Below are 12,948 nucleotides of genomic sequence, written 5' to 3' on the forward strand. Positions count from 1 at the left end.
AGCATAGCGCAGCGTTCGTCGTATTTCTGCTGGTCAAGCGACGCAGTGCTCGCTAGAATTGCGCACTTTTTGATCAGAGGCGCCAAAAGCGCCCGTCAAGATCGCCCCCGATTCCGGCCGGGCGACCTGCATTCAATTCCGAGGTTAGTCATGTCCACCACGCCCGCCACCCCCAAGGTAGGTTTCGTAAGCCTGGGTTGCCCGAAAGCCCTGGTCGATTCCGAGCGCATCCTGACCCAGCTGCGCATGGAAGGCTATGAAGTCGTGCCCACCTATGAGGACGCCGACGTGGTGGTGGTCAACACCTGCGGCTTCATCGACAGCGCCAAGGCCGAGTCGCTGGAAGTGATCGGCGAAGCGATCAAGGAAAACGGCAAGGTCATCGTCACCGGCTGCATGGGTGTCGAGGAAGGCAGCATCCGTGAGGTGCACCCGAGCGTGCTGTCGGTCACCGGCCCGCAGCAGTACGAGCAGGTGGTCAACGCCGTGCACGAAGTGGTGCCGCCACGCCAGGACCACAACCCGCTGATCGACCTGGTGCCGCCGCAGGGCGTCAAGCTGACCCCGCGCCACTATGCGTACCTGAAAATTTCCGAAGGCTGCAACCACAGCTGCAGCTTCTGCATCATCCCGTCGATGCGCGGCAAACTGGTCAGCCGCCCGGTCGGTGAAGTGCTGAGCGAGGCCGAGCGCCTGGTCAAGGCCGGGGTCAAGGAGATCCTGGTAATTTCCCAGGACACCAGCGCCTACGGCGTCGACGTCAAGTACAAGACCGACTTCTGGAATGGCCGCCCGGTCAAGACCCGCATGCTCGAGCTGTGCGAAGCCCTGAGCAGCCTGGGCGCCTGGGTCCGCCTGCACTATGTCTACCCGTACCCGAACGTCGACGACGTGATCCCGCTGATGGCCGCCGGCAAGATCCTGCCGTACCTGGACATCCCGTTCCAGCATGCCAGCCCGAAAGTGCTCAAGGCCATGAAGCGCCCGGCCTTCGAAGACCGCACCCTGGCCCGCATCAAGCAATGGCGCGAACAGTGCCCGGAGCTGGTGATCCGCTCCACCTTCATCGTCGGCTTCCCGGGCGAGACCGAGGAAGACTTCCAGTACCTGCTTGACTGGCTGAGCGAAGCCCAGCTGGACCGCGTGGGCTGCTTCCAGTACTCGCCGGTGGAAGGCGCCCCGGCCAACGACCTGGGCCTGGAAGAAGTACCGGACGAGGTCAAGCAGGACCGTTGGGACCGCTTCATGGCCCACCAGCAGGCCATCAGTGCTGCCCGCCTGCAGCTGCGTATCGGCAAGGAGATCGACGTGCTGATCGACGAAGTCGAAGAACAGGGCTCGGTTGGCCGCAGCTTCTTCGACGCCCCGGAAATCGACGGCAGCGTGTTCATCGACGGCGATCATGGCTTCAAGCCAGGCGACAAGGTGCGTTGCCGGGTGGTGGATGCCGACGAGTACGACCTCTGGGCTGAACCGATCTGACCCCGCGGTAGCACGAAAAGGCCCTGTTCCGGCTGCCGGAGCAGGGCCTTTTTGCATCAGGGCAGCGGGTGAGCGCTGACTGACGGCTGGCCTGCTATGTTGTCAGGGTGCCCCTCGAGGAATCCTGCCCATGCATTCGACAATGACCTTGCAAACCCCGCGCTTGAGGGACTACGACGAACTGGTACAGGTGTGGGAAGACTCGGTACGCGCCACCCACGACTTTCTGCCTGAGGGCTACATCCAGTTGCTGCGCGAACACGTGCTGCGCCGCTACCTCGATGCGGTGATGCTGGTCTGCTGCAAGGATCGCCAACGCATCTGTGGCTTCGCCGGGGTCGCCAACGGGCGCGTGGACATGCTGTTCGTCGCCCCGGACTACCGCGGCAAAGGGGTTGGCAAGCGCCTCTTGCACTATGCCATCGACGAGCTGAATGCCGAACGCCTGGACGTCAACGAACAGAACCCACAGGCCCTGGGCTTCTACCTGCATGAAGGCTTCGAGGTGATTGGCCGTTCGGCAACCGATGGCCTGGGCCAGCCCTACCCGTTGCTGCACATGCGCCTGCGCAAAACGGCGTAAATGACACAGATTCCCAGCCCCTGCGCCGCGCAGGCAGGTACAATGCAGTCTTTCCCCTGCCTTTGCGAAAACGCCGTCATGTCCGAACCCGTCCGCCTGTCCAAACGCCTCATCGAGCAGCTCGGCTGTTCCCGCCGCGAGGCCGAGCTGTATATCGAAGGCGGCTGGGTCACGGTCGATGGCCTGGTGGTCGAACAGCCGCAGTTCAAGGTCGCGCAGCAGCGCGTCGAGTTGCTGCCTGGCGCCCGTGCCGAAACGCTGGAGCCGGTCACCCTGCTGCTGAACCAGCCGGCGGGAGCAAGCAGCGAAGCCGCCCGCGCCGAGATGAGCATGAGCAACCTCAGCGCGGCCCACCGCGAAGGCGTACGTGCCCTGCACGGGCACTTTGCCCGGCAGGCCTGCGTGGCACCGCTGGAGCCCGGCGCCAGCGGCCTGCAGGTATTTACCCAGGACTGGCGGGTAACCCGCAAGATCGACGCCGACCTGCGCCGCCTGGAGCAGGAGTTCATCGTTGAAGTGCGCGGCGAGACCACGCCCCAGGCGCTGGAACGCCTGGCACGCGGGGCCAGCCGCAATGACCGCGAGCTGCCCAGGGCCAAGGCCAGCTGGCAGAACGAGACCCACCTGCGCATGGCCCTGAAGAACCCGCAGCCAGGGCAGATTGCCGAGCTGTGCGCGTACCTGCGCCTGGAGCTGGTCAGCATGCGCCGCATCCGCCTGGGCGGTGTGTCGATGGGCAAGCTACCGCTGGGCCAGTGGCGCTACCTGGCCGCTACCGAACGTTTCTAAGCAATACGCCGCGCCCACAGCGCGGCACCTGAACAGGATTCTGCAGCAATGAACCACAACGACGTCCTGCGCAGCCTGCGCTACATGCTCAAGGTGAACGACGCCAAGATGGCCGAGATCATCGGGCTAACCGGCCTCGACGTGCATCCCCTGGTGCTGGCCACCTACCTGAAGAAGGAAGACGAGGAAGGCTTCGTGCGTTGCCCGGAGCGGGTCATGGCGCACTTTCTCGATGGCCTGGTGATCCACCGTCGCGGCAAGGATGACAGCCGCCCGCAGCAGCCGATCGAACTGCCGGTGACCAACAACCTGATCCTGAAGAAGCTGCGGGTAGCCTTCGAGCTCAAGGAAGATGACCTGCATGCCATCCTCAAATCGGTCAACTTCCCGGTCAGCAAACCCGAGCTCAGCGCGCTGTTCCGCAAGGTCGGCCATGACAACTATCGCCCGTGTGGCGACCAGTTGCTGCGCAACTTCCTCAAGGGCCTGACCCTGCGCGTACGTGGCTGAGCAGCCATGCAGCATACGGTTGCTCCGGTCGGTTTCGTCCGCTCCTGTTTCAAAGAGAAGTTCGCCATCCCGCGCCAGCCACAGCTGGCGCCCGCGGCACGCGGCGTGCTCGAGCTGTTGCCGCCGTTCGACCAGGGTGATGCGGTCGCGGGCCTGGAGCAGGTCAGCCATGTCTGGCTGCTGTTCCTGTTCCACCAGGCGCTGGAGGACAAGCCACGCCTGAAGGTGCGCCCGCCGCGCCTGGGCGGCAACAAGAGCATGGGGGTGTTCGCCACCCGCGCGACCCACAGGCCCAATGGCATCGGCCAATCGGTGGTGCGCCTCGAGGGCGTGGAGCCCGGGCGCCTGCTGCTGTCCGGGATCGACCTGCTCGATGGCACGCCGGTGCTGGACATCAAGCCCTATGTGCCCTACGCCGACAGCATCGCCGGCGCCAGCAACCAGATGGCCAGCGAAGCGCCTGCCGCGATCAGCGTGCAGTGGAGCGACAATGCCCTGCCCCAGGCCCGCGAGCATGCCTTGCGCCTGGGTGAGCCGGTGGTCGAGCTGATCGAGCAATGCCTGGCGCAGGACCCACGGCCGGCCTACCAGGTGCCCGCGGCAGAGCGGGTGTATGGGGTGAAGTTCTGGGATGTGCAGGTGCGCTGGCATTACCCGCAGCCGGAGGTGATCCGAGTGCTGGAGGTGGTGCCCGCCTGATCTCGGACCCGCCTGGAGCCCCTTTGTAGGAGCGGCTTTGCGTCGCGAAGGGCTGCGCAGCAGCCCCGGCGATCTTGCTGGAAGGCTGAAACCCTGGGGGCGCTACGCACCCCTTCGCGACGCAAGGCCGCTCCTACACAGGGGCCGCGCGGGCATGAAAAAGGCGACCCTAGGGTCGCCTTTTGGTTTTACAGCAGCGCGATCAGCGAGCCGGGCCTTCAGCAACACCCAGGTCGTCGGTTGGACGGTTATCGACCAGCGGCGCACCACCGGAGGCCAGCTCCGAGGCCAGCTTGTCGTTGTCCATTTCCTTGACCCACTTGGCCACGACCACGGTAGCCACAGCGTTGCCCACCAGGTTGGTCAGGGCGCGGGCTTCGGACATGAAGCGGTCGATGCCGAGGATCAGCGCCAGGCCGGCAACCGGCAGGTGGCCGACGGCGGACAGGGTCGCAGCCAGGACGATGAAGCCCGAACCGGTAACGCCGGCAGCACCTTTGGAAGCCACCAGCAGCACCAGCAGCAGGGTGATCTGGTGAGTGATGTCCATGGTGGTGTCGGTGGCCTGGGCAATGAACACCGCAGCCATGGTCAGGTAGATCGAGGTGCCGTCCAGGTTGAACGAGTAACCGGTCGGGATGACCAGGCCAACCACCGACTTCTTCGCACCCAGGCGCTCCATCTTGGCCAGCATGCGTGGCAGGGCCGATTCCGAAGAGGAAGTACCCAGCACGATCAGCAGTTCTTCACGGATGTAGCGGATCAGCTTGAGCACGCTGAAACCATGGGCGCGGCAGATGCCACCCAGCACCACCAGCACGAACAGCAGGCAGGTGATGTAGAAGCAGGCCATCAGGTAGCCCAGCTGCACCAGCGAGCCAACGCCGTACTGGCCGATGGTGAAGGCCATGGCGCCGAAGGCACCGACCGGGGCCAGCTTCATGATCATGTTGATGATGTTGAACATGACATGGGCGAAGCGGTCGATCAGGTCCAGCACCGGCTTGCCGTAGCTGCCCAGGCGGTGCAAGGCGAAGCCGAACAGCACGGAGAACATCAGCACCTGCAGGATGTCGCCATTGGCGAAGGCGCCGACCACGGTGTTGGGGATGACGTTGAGCAGGAAGCCGACGGTAGTCTGCTGCGCGCCGGCGGCGGCATAGGCAGCCACGCTGCTGGCGTTCAGGGTGTTGACGTCGATGTGCATGCCAGCGCCCGGCTGGACCACGTTGACCACCACCAGGCCGATGATCAGGGCGATGGTGGAGACGATTTCAAAGTACAGCAGCGCGTAGCCGCCCGTCTTGCCGACCGACTTCATGCTCTGCATGCCGGCGATGCCGCTGACCACGGTACAGAAGATGATCGGGGCGATGACCATCTTGATCAGTTTGACGAAGCCGTCACCCAAGGGTTTGAGGGCAACGCCGGTTTCCGGGTAATAGTGGCCGAGCAGGATGCCGATGGTGATGGCGACCAACACCTGGACATACAGGGATTTGTACAGCGGCTGACGTGTCGTCATGGCTAAATTTCCTCAAGTGTGCCGGTTCACCCTTCCCAGGGCGATGCGGCACCTGAATCGCTAACCCTCCTGCACCTGGAGGGATTTGTCGTTGTGTTCGAGCTGCCTGGGCAGGCCTCTGCGAGGATCAATAGCAAGGGTGGTGCCAAAATGCCCAGCAAGGGTGCAGGTGCCGTATTTGCTGGGGATAAATGCCCAACGACGGGGCGATCTGGCTGGGCAAGGCTGGCGGATTTCCGCCCGCTGGCGGGATTTGTACAGGGGAGATGGCGGGAATCCGCCCGCTGGGGTTTTGCCGGTAGCGGCGCTTTCGCGGGTTCACTTGCGAAAAGGCCGCTACCGGCGAGCACTCAATCCAGGTTGAAGGTGATCCTGAATGCCGCGCCGCCCAGTGGCGAATCGCCCAGGCTCAACGCCGCGTCATAACTGTCGACGATGTCCTTGACCACCGCCAACCCGATGCCCTGCCCCGGGTGCTGGCTGTCCAGCCGCTCCCCGCGCTCGAGGATGCGCTCACGCTGATCGGCCGGCACCCCGGGGCCATCGTCCTCGACGCACAAGGTCAACTGCCCGGGCGCCTGTGCCAGGCTCACCCGCACCTGGCCCAGGCTCAGGCGGTAGGCGTTTTCCAGCAGGTTGCCCAGCAGCTCCAGCAACGCCCCCTGCTCCATCGGCACCTGCGCCGCATCGGGCAGTTGCAGGGTCACGTCGACCCGTTTGTCCCGATAGACCTTGGCCAAGGTGCTGCACAGGCTGTCGAGCACCGGCCGCAACGCCACGCTGTGGCGAACCAGGCCGCTCTTGCGCAGGCTAGCGCGTTGCAGCTGGTAGTCGATCTGCTGGCTCATGCGCTCGATCTGGCTTTGCAGCACCCGCGCCTGCTCGCGCTCGCCGCTACGCTGCTGCAGGCTTTCGCCCACCCCTTGCAGCACTGCCAACGGCGTCTTCAGGCTGTGCGCCAGGTCGTCGAGCGAATCACGGTAGCGCTGGCGCTGCTCGCGCTCGCTGCGCAGCAGGCGGTTCAACGAGCCGGTCAGGCGCAACAGTTCACGCGGGTGCTCACCGCTCAGGCCATCGCGCGCGCCCGCCTCCACCTCGTCCAGCTCGCGGCTGAGCCGGCGCAACGAGCGCAGGCCCCAGGTCAGCCCGGCCCACAGCAGCGCCAGCAGCACCAGCAAGGCCGCGCCAAAACCGAGGTAGAGCTTTTCACGCAGGCCGTCGAGGGTATGCTGGTATTCGCGCACCGGCTGCAGGGCGACGATGCTGTAGGCCGCGCTCTGGCCACCCAGCAGCTTGATCTCGACGTCGTAGACGAAGAACTCCTCGCCATCGGCCTGGCGAATGCGCGCGAACTCGTTGCCGCGGCCATCGTAACGCGGGCGGTAGTTGACGTTCTGCGCGGCGGTGGCCCGCGACTGCCAGACCAGGTTGCCGTCGCGATCGAAGATATAGCCGAGCAACCCGGTGTATGGCAGATTGTAGCGCTCATCCGGCAGCAGCGTGGGCATCTGCAATTGGCCATGCTCGATGCGCGCGGCAGAAATCAGCGTGGTCACGTCCGAGGCCAGGCGTTGTTCGATCGACTCCTGCAGGGCCAGGCTGAAGGCCTTCTGCAAGGCTGGCAGCAGCGCCAGCATGAACAGCAGCGCCAGCACCGCCGCCGCCAGCATCAGGCGTACCCGCAGGGAACGCATCATCGGCAGCGCTCGGTGAACAAGTAGCCCAGGCCGCGCACGGTGTCGATGGGCTTGAAGCCGCGCTCGCCCTCGAGCTTGCGGCGCAGGCGGCCAACCAGCACTTCGATGACATTCGGGTCGCGTTCCTCGTCACCCGGGTACAGCTGCTCCATCAGGCGGTCCTTGGCCACCACCTGCTGGTGATGGCGCATGAGGTATTCGAGGATACGGTACTCGTATGCGGTCAGTGCCAGGGGCTGTTCGTCGAGGCTGGCCTGCTTGCGGTTGAGGTCGAGTACCAGGGGGCCGGCGGCGATGGTCGACTGGGTGAAGCCGCTGGAGCGGCGCAGCAGCGCGTTCAGGCGGGCCTCGAGTTCTTCGAACTGGAACGGTTTGACCAGGTAATCGTCGGCACCGGCGGCCAGGCCTTCAACCTTGTCCTGCCAATTGCCACGGGCGGTGAGGATGAGGATGGGGAAGGTCTGGTCCTGGCTGCGCAGCCGGGTGATCAGCTCCAGGCCGCTGATGCCGGGCAGGCCCAGGTCGATGATGGCCAGGTCGAAATGGTACTGCCCGGCCTGGTACAGCGCTTCCTCGGCATCGCCTACGGCCTCGACCACATGGCCGCTTTCGCCCAGGCGGGTAAAGAGGTGATGGCGAAGCAGGGCTTCGTCCTCGACCACCAGCAGTTTCATGTGCAGCTCCTTGATGTGTATTGCCTGTACCGGCCCTTTCGCGGGCACGCCCGCTCCCACAGGGATTGCACAACCGCCGAGGCTTGTGCAGCACCTGCGGGAGCGGGCGTGCCCGCGAAAGGGCCGGTACAGGATAACCCGGCTCGCCCGTCAGAACTTGTAGGAAGCCGCCAGGTAGGTCTGCGCGCTGCTGGTCAGGCGCAGGGTGCCGTCCTTCGGCCCGCCATGTGCGCCCACTTCGGTGGCGGCATTGCTGCGCAGGTAACGATAGCCCAGCTCGACCGAAGCCTTGTCGGTGATGTCCTGGATGACGCCGGCCTGCAGGCCGTAGGCATAGCCGTAGTCGGTATCGCGGCTCGCACCTGGCGAGTCCTGGGTCAGCTTGGTGACGCCCAGGCTGCCACCGCCGAACAGCTTGGTGGTGTCGCCTACCGGCAGGAACAGGTCATAGCTGCCCAGCAGGTTCTCCTGGCGCAGCTTGAGGCCGCTGTGGTCGCCCGAGACGTTGTCATAGGTCATGTAGTAGCGGCCCTGGTCATTGATCTTGCCCAGGCGCACGCCCCAGGTGTCATCCTTGCCGATGATGCCGTCGGCGTTGAGGTGGTCGGTGTTGCGCTGCAGCAGGCCGGACTTGCGAACCTTGTCGCTGGTCTGGCCATAGGTCAGGCTGGCGAAGTTGTCGTCGGCGGCCTGGGCCGAGGTGATGCCAGCGGCGCAGACGGCCATGGCGGCGAGCAGGGTATTGAAGGTTTTCATGGCTGGATACTCCAGTTGGGTGCGCTGTTACTGTCTGGAAGCTAGAGTAAGCAGGGCACCCTGAACCGCGACTGAACCCTGGCTGAACACCGGCTGAACGAACCGTTTGCAAGAACAAGGAGTAGTGACCATGCGCGCCCTGCTGGCCCTGACCCTGATGTGCAGCGCCGCCCTCGCCCAAGCGGCGGTACAAACCCGTGAGATCCCCTACCAGGACGCCGATGGCAATCGCCTGGTTGGCTACTACGCCTATGACGACGCCGTCGAAGGCAAACGCCCCGGCATCGTTGTGGTGCATGAATGGTGGGGGCTCAACGACTACGCCAAGCGCCGTGCCCGCGACCTGGCGGCGCTGGGCTACAACGCGCTGGCCATCGATATGTATGGCGATGGCAAGCACACCGAGCACCCCGCCGATGCCCAGGCCTTCATGGCCGAGGCGCTGAAGGACCCGAAAGCTGCCGAGCGCCGCTTCGACGCTGGGCTTGAACTGCTGAAACTGCAGCCCAATACCAACAAGCATCAACTGGGGGCGGTAGGCTACTGCTTCGGTGGCAAGGTGGTGCTGGATGCCGCGCGGCGCGGTGAGAAGCTGGATGGCGTGGTGAGCTTCCACGGCGCGCTGGTCACGCAGACCCCGGCCAGGCCCGGTAAGGTGCGGGCGGATATCCTGGTCGAACACGGTGCGGCGGACAGCATGGTGACCCCGCAGCAGGTAGCCGCGTTCAAGGCCGAAATGGATGCGGCGAAGGTCAACTACCAGTTCGTCAGCATCGATGGGGCCAAGCACGGGTTTACCAACCCGGACGCAGACCGCTTGAGCCATGGCGAGCATGGTGGGCCGGATATCGGCTACAACAAGGCAGCGGATGAAAGCTCCTGGGCGGACATGCAGGCGTTCTTCAAGAAGGTCTTCAAGTAAACCACGCGAGGGGCCGCTTTGCGGCCCCATCTCCCACGCCGCCGCCTCGGCTGGCACAATAGCCCCATGAATACACTCCCTGCCTGCTGCGCCCCTCTCCAGCATCACTGGCCCCTACCCCGCCCATTACCCGGCGCGGTGCTGGTCAGTTGCGCCTTCGACCCCAGCCGCCTGGCCCCCGACGACTTCCAGCGTGCCGGGGTGGTGCCAAGCGCCAGCCTGCAGCGCTCGGTAGCCAAGCGCCAGGCCGAGTACCTGGCCGGCCGGGTCTGCGCCCGCGCTGCACTGCAGCGCCTGGACGGCCGGGACTACGTGCCCGGCACCCACGAAGACCGCTCGCCGATCTGGCCCGCCGGCATCCACGGCTCAATCACCCATGGCAAGGGCTGGGCCGCCGCCGTGGTCGCCGCCGAGGGCAGTTGCCAGGGCCTGGGCCTGGATCAGGAAACGCTGCTGGACGATGAACGCGGCGAACGGCTGATGGGCGAAATCCTCACCCCGGCCGAGCTCGAACGCCTGGACCGCAACCAGCTCGGCCTTGCCGTGACCCTGACCTTCTCGCTGAAGGAAAGCCTGTTCAAGACCCTCTACCCGCTGACCCAGCAACGCTTCTATTTCGAGCACGCCGAAGTGCTGGAATGGTCCAGCGAAGGCCTGGCCCGCCTGCGCCTGCTCACCGACCTGTCGCCGCAGTGGCGGCAGGGTGCCGAGCTGCAGGGCCAGTTCTGCCTGCAGGACGGCCACCTGCTGAGCCTGGTCAGCGTCTGATCGTCATGCCGGTGGCTGCTGGCGTGGCCAGTTCAGGCTGAAGCAGGCACCTCCCAGCGCGGCACTGCGCCCCACCGTAGCCCGGCCGGCGTGCCAGTAGATGATGCGCCGTACGATCGACAGGCCCAGGCCATGCCCGCCCGAGGCGCGGGTACGGCTGTCATCGAGCCGGGTGAACGGCGTGAAGATGCGGTCCCAGACGCCCTCCGGAATCCCCGGGCCGTCGTCTTCCACATCGATGCGACAGCGCTGTTGCCCCAACTGGTAGCTCAGGCGCACCTCGCCCTCGGCATGGCGCATGGCGTTGCCCACCAGGTTCTGCAGGGCCCGGTGCAGGTAACGCGGCTCGGCCTCGACCCAGGCGCCTTCGGCATCGGCGCCCTGGCATTCACCGCGCAATACGCGTACCCCGGCCCGCAGCGGCGCCAGTTCTGCGATCACCCGCTCGAACAAGGCATCCAGGTCGACCCGCTCGAACTTCAGTGCAGGTGCCCCCTGCTCCAGGCGGGCATAGGTGAGCATTTCGTCGACCAGCTTGTCGAGGTCCTGGATATCCCCGTCCATGCCAGCCAGGTGCTTGGCCCGGGCTTGCTCGGTAGTGGCGCTTTCGATCATCTCCAGGCCAAAGCGCAGGCGTGCCACTGGCGTGCGCAGCTCGTGGGAAACCGCACGCACCAGCTCGCGCTGCATGCTCAACGAGCGCTGCAGGTGCTCGGCCATGCCGTTGAACGCTGCCGCCAAGCGCCCTACCGAGTCGGCATCGTCGGCTGGCACGCGGGTGTCCAGGCTGCCCTGGGCGATGCGCGTGGCCGCCACCTCCAGGCCCGACACGCGGCGCTCCAGCTGACGCACCAGCAGGTACACCACCAGGCCGATCAGGCACAGGCCGAGGAAGGCGATCAGGATCAACAGCTGCGGCGGATAAGGATTGAGCTGGTACAGCGGGCCGATTTCCAGTACCCAGGGCGAACCGGCCAAGCCGGCGAATACGCGGATCGAGTCGCCATCCTTGCCCAGCGCCATGACCGTGTCGCCCTCCTCGACCCGGCGCCGCTGGTCGTCGTCCAGGCTCACCCGCTCGATGCGCTGCAGGGCCACGCCAAAGCCAAAGCCCTTGTCGCGCTTGAGCTGCTCCAGGCGCTGCTGCTGTTCTGTCACCGGGTAGCGCACCAGCTCGTCGGCCAGCAGGTACAGGGTGGCCCGCGCCAGCTGCTCGCTGACCTGCTTGACCTCGGCGACCAGCAGTACGTCCTGCTGGCCAACCTTGCGCAATACCTGGGCGGCGTGCGGGCCGGTCTTTTCGACGACCACCAGGCCGCGGCCCAGACGCGCCCGCTGGCCGCCATCCAGCGCCCGCGCGGTGATTGGCTGCAGGGTCAGCGGCACCCCGAGCAGGCGCTCCCACATCAGCAGCGAGCGCTTGCGCTCGGTGTCGTTCTGCAGGGCCAGGTTGTCGGCCATCAGGCTGAAGGTACCCTGGGCCAGGCGCTCGCGATGCTGGGCGGCACGCACCTCGTTGACCAGGTGCAGGCTCAGCGCCCCGAGCAGGGCCACCAGCACCAGCACGGCCAGCATGCCGCCGTAGATGCGCAGGAAGATCGAGTTGTTCATGACGCCTCGCCGACGAACAGGTAGCCCTTGCTGCGCAGGGTCTTGATCAACCTTGGCTGGAGCGGGTCGTCGCCGATCTTGGGGCGAATCTTCGAAATGCGGATGTCGATGGAACGGTCTTGGCCGTCGTAGCCGACGCCGCGCAACGCGGTGAAGATCTGCTCGCGGGTCAGCACCCGGCCGGCGTTGCTGGCCAGCAACCAGAGCAGGTCGAATTCGGCGCCGGTCAGTTCGATCAGCTGTTCGCCCAGGCGCGCCTCGCGCAGGCGGTTGTCGATGCGCAGGGCACCGAAGGCCAGCGCCTGGGCTTTGCTGTCCGCTGCCTCGCTGCGGCGCAGCAGGGCCTGGATGCGCGCCAGCAGCAGGCGTGGGCGCACCGGTTTGCACACGTAGTCATCGGCCCCCAGGTCCAGGCCCTGGACCTGGTCGAGCTCGTCGCTGCGGGCGGTGAGCATGAGGATCGGCCCGGAGTACTGGCTGCGCACCCGCCGGCAGATGCTCAGGCCATCCTCGCCGGGCAGCATGAGGTCGAGGATGACCAGGTCGGGCTGGCCGTCGACGATGCGCCGCGCGGCACGCGCGCCATCGCCTTCGACGCTGACCTCGAAGCCGTTGGCCTGCAGGTACTCGGCGGTGAGCTCGGCCAGGCGCTGGTCGTCTTCGACGATGAGGATGCGGGGTGCGAGGTGGTCCATGGCTTGTGCCTATGTTTGTTGTTTTTCTATGGCCTGCGCCGGCCTTTTCGCGGGTGAACCCGCTCCCACAAGGACCGCACCGCTTTCGAACCCTGTGCAGTACCTGTGGGAGCGGGTTCACCCGCGAAAGGGCCAGCACAGGCAACATAACCCTTTAACCAAAAAGCAACATCCCCTCGGAATACTACGGCTGTCATCCGGTACTGCCAACCTGCCAGCACCCCCCCGACTGAACCG

At 65.6% G+C, this 12,948-nt stretch carries 13 protein-coding genes; 7 read left to right on the forward strand and 6 right to left on the reverse strand.

Going from position 1 to position 12,948, the window contains the following annotated elements:
* Positions 1-150: 150 nt before the first annotated feature.
* From rimO to tsaA, 5 genes are all read left to right on the forward strand, one after another.
* Entirely contained in the window at positions 151-1,482 is a 1,332-nt protein-coding gene (gene rimO / locus HU763_RS18330) for a 30S ribosomal protein S12 methylthiotransferase RimO (protein ID WP_186687971.1), read from the forward strand.
* Positions 1,483-1,612: 130 nt separating this feature from the next.
* Entirely contained in the window at positions 1,613-2,065 is a 453-nt protein-coding gene (locus HU763_RS18335) for a GNAT family N-acetyltransferase (RefSeq protein ID WP_170031605.1), read from the forward strand.
* Between the two features lie 78 nt (positions 2,066-2,143).
* Positions 2,144-2,854: an rRNA pseudouridine synthase gene (locus HU763_RS18340; RefSeq protein ID WP_186687973.1), complete on the forward strand. Its 711-nt coding sequence runs from the start codon at positions 2,144-2,146 to the stop codon at positions 2,852-2,854.
* A gap of 48 nt (positions 2,855-2,902) precedes the next feature.
* Positions 2,903-3,364 carry a YehS family protein gene (locus tag HU763_RS18345; protein WP_170031611.1) on the forward strand — a complete coding sequence of 154 codons (462 nt, stop codon included), beginning with the start codon at positions 2,903-2,905 and terminating at the stop codon, positions 3,362-3,364.
* A 6-nt stretch (positions 3,365-3,370) separates the two neighbouring features.
* Positions 3,371-4,063, forward strand: coding sequence for a tRNA (N6-threonylcarbamoyladenosine(37)-N6)-methyltransferase TrmO (gene tsaA, locus HU763_RS18350; RefSeq protein WP_170031614.1), 693 nt, complete (start codon positions 3,371-3,373; stop codon positions 4,061-4,063).
* Positions 4,064-4,265: 202 nt separating this feature from the next.
* On the opposite strand, the gene HU763_RS18355 is transcribed toward tsaA, so the two are convergent.
* The 4 genes from HU763_RS18355 to HU763_RS18370 all read right to left on the reverse strand — a co-directional run bounded on the left by HU763_RS18355 (position 4,266) and on the right by HU763_RS18370 (position 8,715).
* Positions 4,266-5,588 carry a dicarboxylate/amino acid:cation symporter gene (locus HU763_RS18355; protein ID WP_170031617.1) on the reverse strand — a complete coding sequence of 441 codons (1,323 nt, stop codon included), beginning with the start codon at positions 5,586-5,588 and terminating at the stop codon, positions 4,266-4,268.
* Between the two features lie 350 nt (positions 5,589-5,938).
* Positions 5,939-7,285, reverse strand: coding sequence for an ATP-binding protein (locus tag HU763_RS18360; RefSeq protein ID WP_186687976.1), 1,347 nt, complete (start codon positions 7,283-7,285; stop codon positions 5,939-5,941).
* On the reverse strand, positions 7,282-7,959 hold the full coding sequence (locus HU763_RS18365) for a response regulator (protein WP_186687979.1): 678 nt from the start codon (positions 7,957-7,959) through the stop codon (positions 7,282-7,284). The genes HU763_RS18360 and HU763_RS18365 overlap by 4 nt, the downstream gene beginning before the upstream one ends.
* 150 nt (positions 7,960-8,109) lie before the next feature.
* Positions 8,110-8,715, reverse strand: coding sequence for an outer membrane beta-barrel protein (locus tag HU763_RS18370; RefSeq protein WP_170031625.1), 606 nt, complete (start codon positions 8,713-8,715; stop codon positions 8,110-8,112).
* A gap of 130 nt (positions 8,716-8,845) precedes the next feature.
* On the opposite strand from HU763_RS18370, the gene HU763_RS18375 reads away from it, so the two are divergent.
* Positions 8,846-9,637, forward strand: coding sequence for a dienelactone hydrolase family protein (locus tag HU763_RS18375; RefSeq protein WP_186687982.1), 792 nt, complete (start codon positions 8,846-8,848; stop codon positions 9,635-9,637).
* 66 nt (positions 9,638-9,703) lie between these two features.
* A complete protein-coding gene (locus HU763_RS18380; protein WP_186687985.1) occupies positions 9,704-10,405 on the forward strand; it encodes a 4'-phosphopantetheinyl transferase family protein in 702 nt (233 codons plus the stop codon).
* Positions 10,406-10,408: 3 nt separating this feature from the next.
* Here HU763_RS18380 and HU763_RS18385 read toward each other — a convergent pair whose 3' ends face one another.
* Both HU763_RS18385 and HU763_RS18390 read right to left on the reverse strand, forming a co-directional pair.
* The gene (locus HU763_RS18385) at positions 10,409-12,016 is read right to left on the reverse strand and encodes an ATP-binding protein (RefSeq protein ID WP_186687988.1); all 1,608 of its coding nucleotides are present in this window, start codon (positions 12,014-12,016) and stop codon (positions 10,409-10,411) included.
* Entirely contained in the window at positions 12,013-12,711 is a 699-nt protein-coding gene (locus HU763_RS18390) for a response regulator (RefSeq protein ID WP_186687989.1), read from the reverse strand. Before HU763_RS18390 ends, HU763_RS18385 begins: the two co-directional genes overlap by 4 nt.
* Positions 12,712-12,948 lie beyond the last annotated feature (237 nt).

It is taken from the genome of Pseudomonas anuradhapurensis (genome assembly GCF_014269225.2).
Lineage (GTDB): Bacteria > Pseudomonadota > Gammaproteobacteria > Pseudomonadales > Pseudomonadaceae > Aquipseudomonas > Aquipseudomonas anuradhapurensis.

What these genes read in the sequence shown, in the direction of transcription:
- HU763_RS18390 (WP_186687989.1), bottom strand. Translation starts at nt 12,711, where the DNA reads ATGGACCACCTCGCACCCCGCATCCTCATCGTCGAAGACGACCAGCGC.
- HU763_RS18385 (WP_186687988.1), bottom strand. Translation starts at nt 12,016, where the DNA reads ATGAACAACTCGATCTTCCTGCGCATCTACGGCGGCATGCTGGCCGTG.
- HU763_RS18355 (WP_170031617.1), bottom strand. Translation starts at nt 5,588, where the DNA reads ATGACGACACGTCAGCCGCTGTACAAATCCCTGTATGTCCAGGTGTTG.
- HU763_RS18370 (WP_170031625.1), bottom strand. Translation starts at nt 8,715, where the DNA reads ATGAAAACCTTCAATACCCTGCTCGCCGCCATGGCCGTCTGCGCCGCT.
- HU763_RS18365 (WP_186687979.1), bottom strand. Translation starts at nt 7,959, where the DNA reads ATGAAACTGCTGGTGGTCGAGGACGAAGCCCTGCTTCGCCATCACCTC.
- HU763_RS18345 (WP_170031611.1), top strand. Translation starts at nt 2,903, where the DNA reads ATGAACCACAACGACGTCCTGCGCAGCCTGCGCTACATGCTCAAGGTG.
- tsaA (WP_170031614.1), top strand. Translation starts at nt 3,371, where the DNA reads ATGCAGCATACGGTTGCTCCGGTCGGTTTCGTCCGCTCCTGTTTCAAA.
- HU763_RS18335 (WP_170031605.1), top strand. Translation starts at nt 1,613, where the DNA reads ATGCATTCGACAATGACCTTGCAAACCCCGCGCTTGAGGGACTACGAC.
- HU763_RS18380 (WP_186687985.1), top strand. Translation starts at nt 9,704, where the DNA reads ATGAATACACTCCCTGCCTGCTGCGCCCCTCTCCAGCATCACTGGCCC.
- HU763_RS18375 (WP_186687982.1), top strand. Translation starts at nt 8,846, where the DNA reads ATGCGCGCCCTGCTGGCCCTGACCCTGATGTGCAGCGCCGCCCTCGCC.
- HU763_RS18340 (WP_186687973.1), top strand. Translation starts at nt 2,144, where the DNA reads ATGTCCGAACCCGTCCGCCTGTCCAAACGCCTCATCGAGCAGCTCGGC.
- rimO (WP_186687971.1), top strand. Translation starts at nt 151, where the DNA reads ATGTCCACCACGCCCGCCACCCCCAAGGTAGGTTTCGTAAGCCTGGGT.
- HU763_RS18360 (WP_186687976.1), bottom strand. Translation starts at nt 7,285, where the DNA reads ATGATGCGTTCCCTGCGGGTACGCCTGATGCTGGCGGCGGCGGTGCTG.